This window comes from Methylobacterium oxalidis (assembly GCF_007992195.1).
Classification (GTDB): Bacteria; Pseudomonadota; Alphaproteobacteria; order Rhizobiales; family Beijerinckiaceae; genus Methylobacterium; species Methylobacterium oxalidis.
In genome coordinates this window covers 37466-45180 of sequence record NZ_BJZU01000099.1, presented here as the reverse complement: position 1 = coordinate 45180, position 7715 = coordinate 37466, and the positions used below count along the sequence as shown (strand labels likewise).

Here is a 7715-nt window from a genome sequence, read left to right as displayed (position 1 = left end):
CCTTGTGCGAGCAAGTGCCGGCGACGACGAAGGGGCCGGCCACTGGAGTGGCACCACCGGCGTTGCGGTGAGCATCATGAGGGAGGTGTCTGCTCCGATGACACGCGTTCTGAGACGCATGGGGCTAGCTTGAGCCGATTGCCTCAAGCAAGTTGCGTGATCACGCGTCCTCAACCGCCACTCGCTGCGGCGGTTGGCGACCTGCGCAGATGACCATCCGCAGGCGCGGAATGCCACCAAGTTCGTCCCCGCCACTGGGGTGGTTTCGTTGACCATGCCCGAAGTTGCAAAACCTACTTCCTGCTAGCCGATTTGACGGCCGCACTGACCATGTCCTTCGTGGATGGCGCTGCCGCAATCGTCTTCGGCACTGGCTTCTTGGGCTTCTTAGCTTCGCGGTTTCCGTGCTTTTTCTCCGAGGCCATGATCAATCTCCTCTTGTCGCTGAATCATCATCGCACGGTTTGGGTAATCCGCCTCATGAGAACTGCGACCACCTGCAAGCCTAGGCCTCGCAGCATCAAAGCCGACGCTCACTGACGAGAAGACCAGCATCATTGAAGATGCCCTGCCAAGCTGCCTTGCGGCTCCGAACCGTCACGCGCCAACACCCCTCGTCAGCGTCCTTCCCAGCCTCGACGCGGCTGGTGATCAGCCCAAGGCGCAACTCGTGCCGGAGGCGCTCGGGCTTGATCTCCAGCCTGGAAGCAAGCTGCTCCGGATCGACCACCCAGTCGCCGCGTGCATCTCGCTCAAAGTGCATGCCATGGTCCTCCATGCGACCGGAGGCAGACGCGGAGCTGTGTTCACTCGTACGCTGCGATCTCGGCCAGCAGGTGCCTCTCAGCCTTGCGAACAATGAAGAGGGGGTCGCGTCCTCTCTGATGCGCGAGCAGGAGCAAGTCGGTGATCAGGTCGATGACCGCGCAGGAGGGCACACCCTCTTCCAACCGCCGCCCTGCGCCCTCAGCAAAGGTGTAAGCGTCGAGAGCGGTCTGCGCGGGCTCCGTGCGGCTGACTTCTTCCGTCATGAGCAGGCTCCTCGGAAGTTCGGCCTACCAAATCACGCCATCTGGCGGTTGATCCGCCCGAAATCGATACTCGTTGATCAAGCGCCCTTGTTCGTCGAACACACCGCGCCAGGTGGCCTCACGGCAACGCACCGTCACGCGAGACCGCCCTTCGTTCCCGCCGTGCCCAGCGTCGACCCGTGTGTGAACCAGGCCAAGGTTGCTCTCGTCTTGCAGCAGCCGGAGCGTGATGCCGAGCTTGGCCGCAAGCTCATTCGGATCAACAATCCACTCGCCGCGCGCATCACGATCGAAGCGCATCGGAGCGCCCTCCGTCAGCTCGGCAGGAGGAGCGGGCTGAGACTGAGGATAGCACAGACAGAGAGCTTCAGCGATTTGCTCACCTCGAGGACTCGGGCCCCACCCTCACTGACACGTGCTAGCGAACTTCACAGCCCTTCATCGGCAAGCCTGAGAGATCCATCATTGACACGCGCCAAGCAGACGCCGCCTGCACCCACCGAGAACCTGACCGAGCTGCGCGCCCAGGTTCTGCGCCAGCCGATCAGGGCCCTTCACACCGCAGCGATCTGGGGAGCGGGCCGCGACAATGCCGTGGGGGCCATTGCCGCGGTTCGAAGCGACTATCCGGATCTGCACCCGGCCGGCATCGGGCACGATCCATCGTACGGCTGGAACTGGGAGCCGCATCAGCTTGAGCGCGAGCGCGACGGCATGACGGGACGTGGGCTGGTGGCGGCATTCGAACGCGCCGCGCGCTTTCTCAGCTACGCGAGTCCCTTTGTGCAGACTGCGATCAACCGCGAGCGGACCAGTCACTCTTGGATGTCCGCGGCTGAGCGTATCACGGGCGGCAACGTGCCGAACGGCATGTTCCTCGCGGCAGCCTACGCTCTTGGTTTTCGCGTCCGGCAGGCCCCGGGAACTCCCTATGCCTTCATCAATCTCGGTGAGGGGGCCATCGAATTCGATCCACAGCAAGGTGCCGCATGACCCTCACCGAAGCCGGCGCCTTCAACCCAAGCTGCGAGCGGGCGGATGCTTGTCCGCGCCACTCTTCCGGTGCTGAAGGCACTGGGCCACAGTCATGGGTTCTCTTATGAGGCTTGAAGATAGGCGCGGCGGCGGAGCAGAGTAGCGAGGATTTCTTCGATCTGGCTCAGCTGGCTCTCGGCATCGACGGTGCTCTGGGCCAGTCGGCTCAGATGCTCGATGAGCGCGACCTGTTCGATGCGGTGCTCCTCCGCCTCAGCGATGAGGTGATCGACAACATCGAGCGGGGTGTCCTCCGGCAGATCGACCATGGCCAACCCCTATGCGTCATCACGGATGCCTCTGCAGGACCTCAAGGTAGGAGCGGCGCGCCCGCAAGGTCATGAGGCTGGCCTCGGTCTCGCGCAGCGCGTGCTCGGTCTCGACGACACTCTGTCCACGTTCGGTCAGCGTCTTGATGAGCGCGATTTGCGCGCACCGGCGCGCCTCCTCCTCGGCGAGGTGGCGCCTCGTAACGGCGAGCTCGTCAGTCACAGACCAGGGCACGGCTGCCTCCTGTCTGGCCAGGGTTATACCACGCCCATCCCAGCCCAGGAGTAGCTCGCCGCGCCGCTCCTCCGCCGAGGCTTGATCGTAGCGGCGCCTATCGACACGTTAGAGCGATGATGTGGACTGCCGAGATCGTCGACCGCGTTGAGCACCATCAGGATCAGTTCTGGGTGCGATTTCCTGTCGATCTGGAGAAGAATGAGCTGATGCGTCTCCACGGGCCCGCCATTGTTAATGGCGCTGTCCGCGATGTGGTCGGCGTGATCTCCTACGCAGGTGGCTCGGCTCCAGTGAAGAAGGGTAACCTCATCCTGATCCAGGTCATGCCGCCTACAGCCTGAGCACATCGGCGCGTTAGATCCGATCTCCAAAAGCCACAACGAACAGTCCCGCCAGCCATGAGGCTGGGTGGTACTCTCACGTCGCGCTTCGGTGTGTCGGCAGGATCGGTTAGAGTTGCGGAGCCAACTGGTCCAACAGGATCTGACGCTCCCTCAGCACCCGGATTCCCCTTTGAACTCTGTGGGCCAGCAGGACGAGTCGGACTTGCTGGATGAGCAGCGCCGGCAGCCTCTTGGGGGCCGGGCGATCCTTGATCTCCCCGATTTCCAGCAGAGCCTTGCGGACCTGCCAGACCATTGGCGCCAGCCGAGCTCCGAGTACCTGTCGCGCCAGCTGAGCCTTGTGGCTCCGGTGCGGCGGGTTCGCGCGGTAATCCCTGTACACCTGCTGCACCTGGCGGTCCTGCCGGTCGAGGAGAGCCCGCAGATCCCCTGTCTCCTTGATGTCCGGCAGGTCTTGCATCGCCTCGTGAACCCTTCTCAATACGCTACTGTCGGACCAACCTCGTCGCGGTGCCCTTGTTCATCCCGGGAGGGCGCTCAGCAAAACTAAGCCCGCCGCGGCGACCCGGGCGGGCTTTGATTAAGCACCAGTTCATGCCGCAATCTCACTGACCGCTACCCGGGTCGCCGCCGCCGCCCGCTGAATTGGAGCGCGGCTTGTTGTTCTCCTCGACGTTTCCGGAAAACGACGACGAGTTCTCGGCTGGTCGACCCTGAGCGAGGACGGGACCGGCGCACACGAGCGCCAGAGTCATCAGAATTGCGAGCTTCTTTATGTTTCCTCCGCATCTGGACCTGTGGGCGTCTCGTGGACAACAAGCGGTTCGTTGAAGTTGTTGCCTGCCGATCGAGCGCGCGCCATGGCTCGGAGTTGAGCGTTTCTCGTTCTGTGATGCAGCGCCAGAAAACGGGCGCGTCGCGCATTATGAGCATTGGACGCCTCACCCTCATGGCGATCGGCGCCGCCGGGTCGCGTCAGCGCGAAATACTCCTCGGACTCGAGGCGAGTGAGGCCAGCATAGATGGTGTGACCGCGCTCATCTTCGGAGAGACAGCGCATCTCGCGAAGATGCGCCAGTTCGGCCGGATCAAATTCCATGGCGATGTGGGACTACTTCTGCGGGGCTGGCCGCTTGGACTGGAACTGCGTCCGCTGATACTGCCTCCCCTTCTTCGGGTCGGGCTTGTCGACCAGCATGCGCTTCACGCGCTCGTTGAAATCTACCGCCGAGATCGCCTGAGCGGCGCCATTGTTCGTGGAATGAGCCATGATGGCCTCTCCGTCGTCACCCAGTGCACGGGATTGCGCGGAGGGTAGCTTCTAGATGGGGTGGCATTAGGCGAATTGCGAGGTGGGCTGAAAACCGTCTTGCGGACAGCCGCCGGATTAGGAGGCAGACGCTTACCTATGCTAATGTTGTGAGCTGAGGCTGTGCTCAGGAGTCTGGGTCATGGACCGGCAGCCCATCGATAATCTTCCGCTCACCACCTTGTATCTCGCTGAAGGCGCACGACGATGCGACCTGCAGCGAGCATTCATCGCTTACCTGCGAGCGGGCGGACACGATACCGCTGCGGCCGATGCGTCCCTCGTCAGCTTCGAGCGCGCGCTCGGATCCATGCGCGAGCACCATCAGCGCCTCCGGGTCTCACGGAGGCTCCCATGAGCGAAAGCCCACTCGACGCTGCAACCAGGCATGTTGCTGAGGCAGAGCGGTGCTGGGATCGTCAGATTGACTTGATTGCTACGCTCGCCGGCCAATCAGAGGCCCGCACCGCCGCCGAGCAGGTGCTACTGGAAATTCAGCAGACCCTCAGGCTTGCGCGGGCGCAACGGGCACTGATCCGAGCCCTTGATGTTTAGCAAACGGCGGGACGAGCGCCCTGCCTGCCCACCTTCATCTCAGTGTGCCTAGTGCGACCTCAGTCCGGTCGAATTCCGGCCAGTGGTCATGTCACTTTCCCCAGTTAGCCGCGGCTTCGCGTTGACGGCGCGGATTGCTTCTCAACGGCGGCCGTCCAGGGAATGGTCGTGGCAGTCGTGATGTTGAAATGTGCGGCCGCCTGACTGCGCTAGCTCGCCGCCCTCGCCGTCACCACGCGCTCCCGGAGTCCTGGTGATTGCAAACCGATGGTCGCTCCGCCTCCTGAGCGGCGCATTGCATTACCCAAGAGCTTGCTCGGAGAGCCCACTCCTTTGGTGGCGCTGATCTGAGGCTGACTGCCAGCTCAGTCCAGAAGGGCGCCTGTCTCCTTCAACGCTTTCCCGCCGCCCTCTTCGTTGGTGCCAGTCAGTAGCGCAGCTCGAATTCTGGGCGTCGGCTCCGGCCTGGAACAGTTAACCACCACGCTGAAGAAGCTCGGCCTTAACCTGCGCTGTTATGTGCTCGGAAGCGTTCGGGCATGATCAGATTGGCTCGGGCCAGCGTGGCTCAGAGTGTCTGGAGGCGTGCTGCTATGGCGCTGACGGGCCGGTTCTGGTTCCGCAAGACGTGGACAGGCAAGCTGGTTCTCCTGATCGAGGAGAGGAAGCCGAGTTGGTTCCGCAAGAGCGCCTTCAAGCTCCGGTGGCGGGATGCCAAGCTCCTTGACCTAGCCGAGATTGAGATGCGGCCACTGATGGATCTTGAACGGTCTCACCGGGCAGACTACGCGGCGCGGCGCTCTCCGAGCCTGTACGCCGTCCCGGCGGCAAAGCCTGAGCCTACAGGAGTAGGCAAGACAGCAGCATAGCCGAACGCACCTGCCCGGAACGGCACAGCTCAAGCTCGCGTTTTCGTGAACGCGCCTGGCACCAAGATGCTCTGCGCGAACTTCAGGAGACGCTGATGAAGGCTATTACACTCGCCATCGCCGGCACACTCATCCTCGGCTCGGCAGCCCTTGCTGCTGAGGGTGGCACTTCGGGCACCAGCCGATCTGGTACGGTGAACAGCACGGGGCCGAATGATGCAGGCGCTGGTTCTTCGCCAGGCGCAGCGGGCAGCGGCCAATCGACAGGCGACAAGAGCCGGTCGGGCACCTCAAACACCACGGGTGCAAACGACGCGGGCTCTGGCTCATCGCCGGGAGCGGCGGGCAAGGGCAGCCCTTCGCCAACTCGCTGAGCTGGCACGCCACGAGGAAAGCGTGCGGCTGGGCTCAGGCAAAGCTCCGGCCGCACGTCTTGAACATCTAAAGGCCCGCCGCAGGCACACATCAGGTCGTCTAAAAGCGCACTCCGCTACGCTCATGCCTTCGGCTACAGGCAGGCCCCCAGAGGGCCCCATGCCAAGCAACACGACCACTGACGGCCTGCCTCAGGGCGCGATCACGTTCCGGGGACGCGGGCTTGCGGTCACCGATGGGCGGCGCCTATCTCTGCATGTCTGCCCGGAGTGCTCGCACAAGAACGACGCCAGGGCTGCCGAGAAGGGCTACTGCAACTGGTGCGCCTACGTTCCCTCTCCGGCGGATGCGGTGCCGGTTTCAGGAAGCCGGTGAGGGTTTACTCAGCGCCAGGAATAGGGAGCAGAACAAGTGCTCATACCTGAGCCGTTTGCGTCCGACTTGGACCAACCTGCTACGCTGACTCTCTGGCCGGAGACGGGTGAAGGGTCCAAGGCTGCTGAGCCTGAGGAAGTAGCGACCCTGCGGGATGCCCTTCGCAGGGCCTGCGCAGCGCTGCACGATGGTACTGCGGCGCCTTGGATTGTTACGGCGAGCGGACTGATCCTGAGCCCATCCTGGCTGATGAGCATCCTGTAGCCGGCCCTTCTGCTATCCTGGGGCTATGAGCCACGTGGATCGCACCGCCCGCCTGCGCATCGTGCTGGATGACACGGAGCCGGCGATCTGGCGCACCGTGGAGGTGCCGCTCACGATCAGCCTCAAGGGCCTGCATGAGGTCATACAGGCGGCGATGCCGTTTGAGGACGAGCACCTGTTCGGCTTCCGCATCGATGGCAAGCACTACACCGTACCAGATGCGGAGTTCGATACACCCGAGACCTACAGTGCCGAGTTGATGACGCTCAGAGCAGTCTGGGAGGAAGGCATCCGGCAATTCGCCTACACCTACGACTTCGGGGACAACTGGCAGCACACAATCACAGTCGAGGAGGTCTTTGAGGCTGACCCTGGGGCTGAGTACCCGCGCTTGTTAGCGGGAGAGGGGCGAGCACCACCTGAGGATGTCGGCGGCACGTTTGGCTACGAGGAGTTCCAGGACGCCCTTGAGGACCCGGACCATCCCGAGCACGCAAGTCTGGTAGAGTGGTGCGGCGGCTCCTTCGATCCTTCTACGATGGATATCGAGATGATCCGGGCGCGAATGGGCAGGCTGGTGCGCGCCAAGCGCTAGGCAAGGCAAAGTCAGCGACGACCCAATCAGGTACTCCTGTGGGCTGATCAGTTTAGCTTGGGAACGGATCGGCCGCGCTCGGCGTAATGTGCCTCCGGAGTGAGCATGCCCTTGGACACCGCGACCGAAACCAAGACCCTCCAAGCCCACGTGGTCACCTGTCAGTCGCCGAGGATCGCTGGCGCGGAGCCGGCTTCGAAGCGTTGGGCAGTCCTTTCGGAGAGTGCTGAAGTGGCTGCGGAATTGGTTCACGAGAGAGTTGCACCGGCTTGTGAGATAACCGCCGCCGGCGAGGTGCTGAGCCAAGAAGAGGCGGACGTGATCGGGCTGAAGCCTCACCACCCAGTGGCCCTGTAATCGGCGCGGCATAGTTGATTGGCAGAGAAAAGCTCTGATGCTTGGGACAAGGTCGGCGTGTTTGCGGATATCTACAAGGTCAACGTGGCTGCAGCAGTC

At 62.9% G+C, this 7715-nt stretch carries 12 protein-coding genes; 5 read left to right on the top strand and 7 right to left on the bottom strand.

The window, feature by feature from the left end; genetic code table 11:
* Positions 1-520: 520 nt before the first annotated feature.
* The 3 genes from MOX02_RS21525 to MOX02_RS21515 are packed head-to-tail and all read right to left on the bottom strand — an operon-like array spanning position 521 to position 1331.
* The gene (locus MOX02_RS21525) at positions 521-763 is read right to left on the bottom strand and encodes a DUF6522 family protein (protein WP_147027847.1); all 243 of its coding nucleotides are present in this window, start codon (positions 761-763) and stop codon (positions 521-523) included.
* Positions 764-806: 43 nt separating this feature from the next.
* Positions 807-1031 carry a hypothetical protein gene (locus tag MOX02_RS21520; protein ID WP_147027846.1) on the bottom strand — a complete coding sequence of 75 codons (225 nt, stop codon included), beginning with the start codon at positions 1029-1031 and terminating at the stop codon, positions 807-809.
* Positions 1032-1055: 24 nt separating this feature from the next.
* Complete coding sequence (locus MOX02_RS21515) at positions 1056-1331, bottom strand: DUF6522 family protein (RefSeq protein ID WP_147027845.1); 276 nt, start codon at positions 1329-1331, stop codon at positions 1056-1058.
* 165 nt (positions 1332-1496) lie between these two features.
* Here MOX02_RS21515 and MOX02_RS21510 point away from each other — a divergent pair, with 165 nt between their 5' ends.
* Positions 1497-2024, top strand: coding sequence for a hypothetical protein (locus MOX02_RS21510; protein ID WP_147027844.1), 528 nt, complete (start codon positions 1497-1499; stop codon positions 2022-2024).
* Positions 2025-2128: 104 nt separating this feature from the next.
* On the opposite strand, the gene MOX02_RS21505 is transcribed toward MOX02_RS21510, so the two are convergent.
* Positions 2129-2335, bottom strand: coding sequence for a hypothetical protein (locus tag MOX02_RS21505; protein ID WP_147027843.1), 207 nt, complete (start codon positions 2333-2335; stop codon positions 2129-2131).
* Between the two features lie 19 nt (positions 2336-2354).
* Positions 2355-2570 carry a hypothetical protein gene (locus tag MOX02_RS21500; RefSeq protein ID WP_147027842.1) on the bottom strand — a complete coding sequence of 72 codons (216 nt, stop codon included), beginning with the start codon at positions 2568-2570 and terminating at the stop codon, positions 2355-2357.
* 116 nt (positions 2571-2686) lie between these two features.
* On the opposite strand from MOX02_RS21500, the gene MOX02_RS21495 reads away from it, so the two are divergent.
* Entirely contained in the window at positions 2687-2914 is a 228-nt protein-coding gene (locus tag MOX02_RS21495; RefSeq protein ID WP_147027841.1) for a hypothetical protein, read from the top strand.
* A gap of 109 nt (positions 2915-3023) precedes the next feature.
* On the opposite strand, the gene MOX02_RS21490 is transcribed toward MOX02_RS21495, so the two are convergent.
* Positions 3024-3377 (bottom strand): hypothetical protein, encoded by a 354-nt coding sequence (locus tag MOX02_RS21490; protein ID WP_147027840.1) that lies wholly within the window; start codon positions 3375-3377, stop codon positions 3024-3026.
* Positions 3378-3725: 348 nt separating this feature from the next.
* On the opposite strand from MOX02_RS21490, the gene MOX02_RS31430 reads away from it, so the two are divergent.
* Positions 3726-4235, top strand: coding sequence for a hypothetical protein (locus MOX02_RS31430; protein WP_170267949.1), 510 nt, complete (start codon positions 3726-3728; stop codon positions 4233-4235).
* Between the two features lie 118 nt (positions 4236-4353).
* On the opposite strand, the gene MOX02_RS21480 is transcribed toward MOX02_RS31430, so the two are convergent.
* Complete coding sequence (locus MOX02_RS21480) at positions 4354-4551, bottom strand: hypothetical protein (RefSeq protein ID WP_147027838.1); 198 nt, start codon at positions 4549-4551, stop codon at positions 4354-4356.
* A gap of 29 nt (positions 4552-4580) precedes the next feature.
* Here MOX02_RS21480 and MOX02_RS21475 point away from each other — a divergent pair, with 29 nt between their 5' ends.
* Together MOX02_RS21475 and MOX02_RS21450 are read left to right on the top strand one after the other, a co-directional pair.
* Positions 4581-4781: a hypothetical protein gene (locus MOX02_RS21475; RefSeq protein ID WP_147027837.1), complete on the top strand. Its 201-nt coding sequence runs from the start codon at positions 4581-4583 to the stop codon at positions 4779-4781.
* A 1908-nt stretch (positions 4782-6689) separates the two neighbouring features.
* Positions 6690-7259, top strand: a complete 570-nt coding sequence (locus MOX02_RS21450; RefSeq protein ID WP_147027833.1) for a plasmid pRiA4b ORF-3 family protein — start codon at positions 6690-6692, stop codon at positions 7257-7259.
* Positions 7260-7715: the final 456 nt, after the last annotated feature.

Coding starts and splice junctions, on each gene's coding strand:
- MOX02_RS21525 (WP_147027847.1), bottom strand. CDS start 763: ATGCACTTTGAGCGAGATGCACGCGGCGACTGGGTGGTCGATCCGGAG.
- MOX02_RS21520 (WP_147027846.1), bottom strand. CDS start 1,031: ATGACGGAAGAAGTCAGCCGCACGGAGCCCGCGCAGACCGCTCTCGAC.
- MOX02_RS21515 (WP_147027845.1), bottom strand. CDS start 1,331: ATGCGCTTCGATCGTGATGCGCGCGGCGAGTGGATTGTTGATCCGAAT.
- MOX02_RS21505 (WP_147027843.1), bottom strand. CDS start 2,335: ATGGTCGATCTGCCGGAGGACACCCCGCTCGATGTTGTCGATCACCTC.
- MOX02_RS21495 (WP_147027841.1), top strand. CDS start 2,687: ATGATGTGGACTGCCGAGATCGTCGACCGCGTTGAGCACCATCAGGAT.
- MOX02_RS21490 (WP_147027840.1), bottom strand. CDS start 3,377: ATGCAAGACCTGCCGGACATCAAGGAGACAGGGGATCTGCGGGCTCTC.
- MOX02_RS21480 (WP_147027838.1), bottom strand. CDS start 4,551: ATGGTGCTCGCGCATGGATCCGAGCGCGCGCTCGAAGCTGACGAGGGA.
- MOX02_RS21475 (WP_147027837.1), top strand. CDS start 4,581: ATGAGCGAAAGCCCACTCGACGCTGCAACCAGGCATGTTGCTGAGGCA.
- MOX02_RS21450 (WP_147027833.1), top strand. CDS start 6,690: ATGAGCCACGTGGATCGCACCGCCCGCCTGCGCATCGTGCTGGATGAC.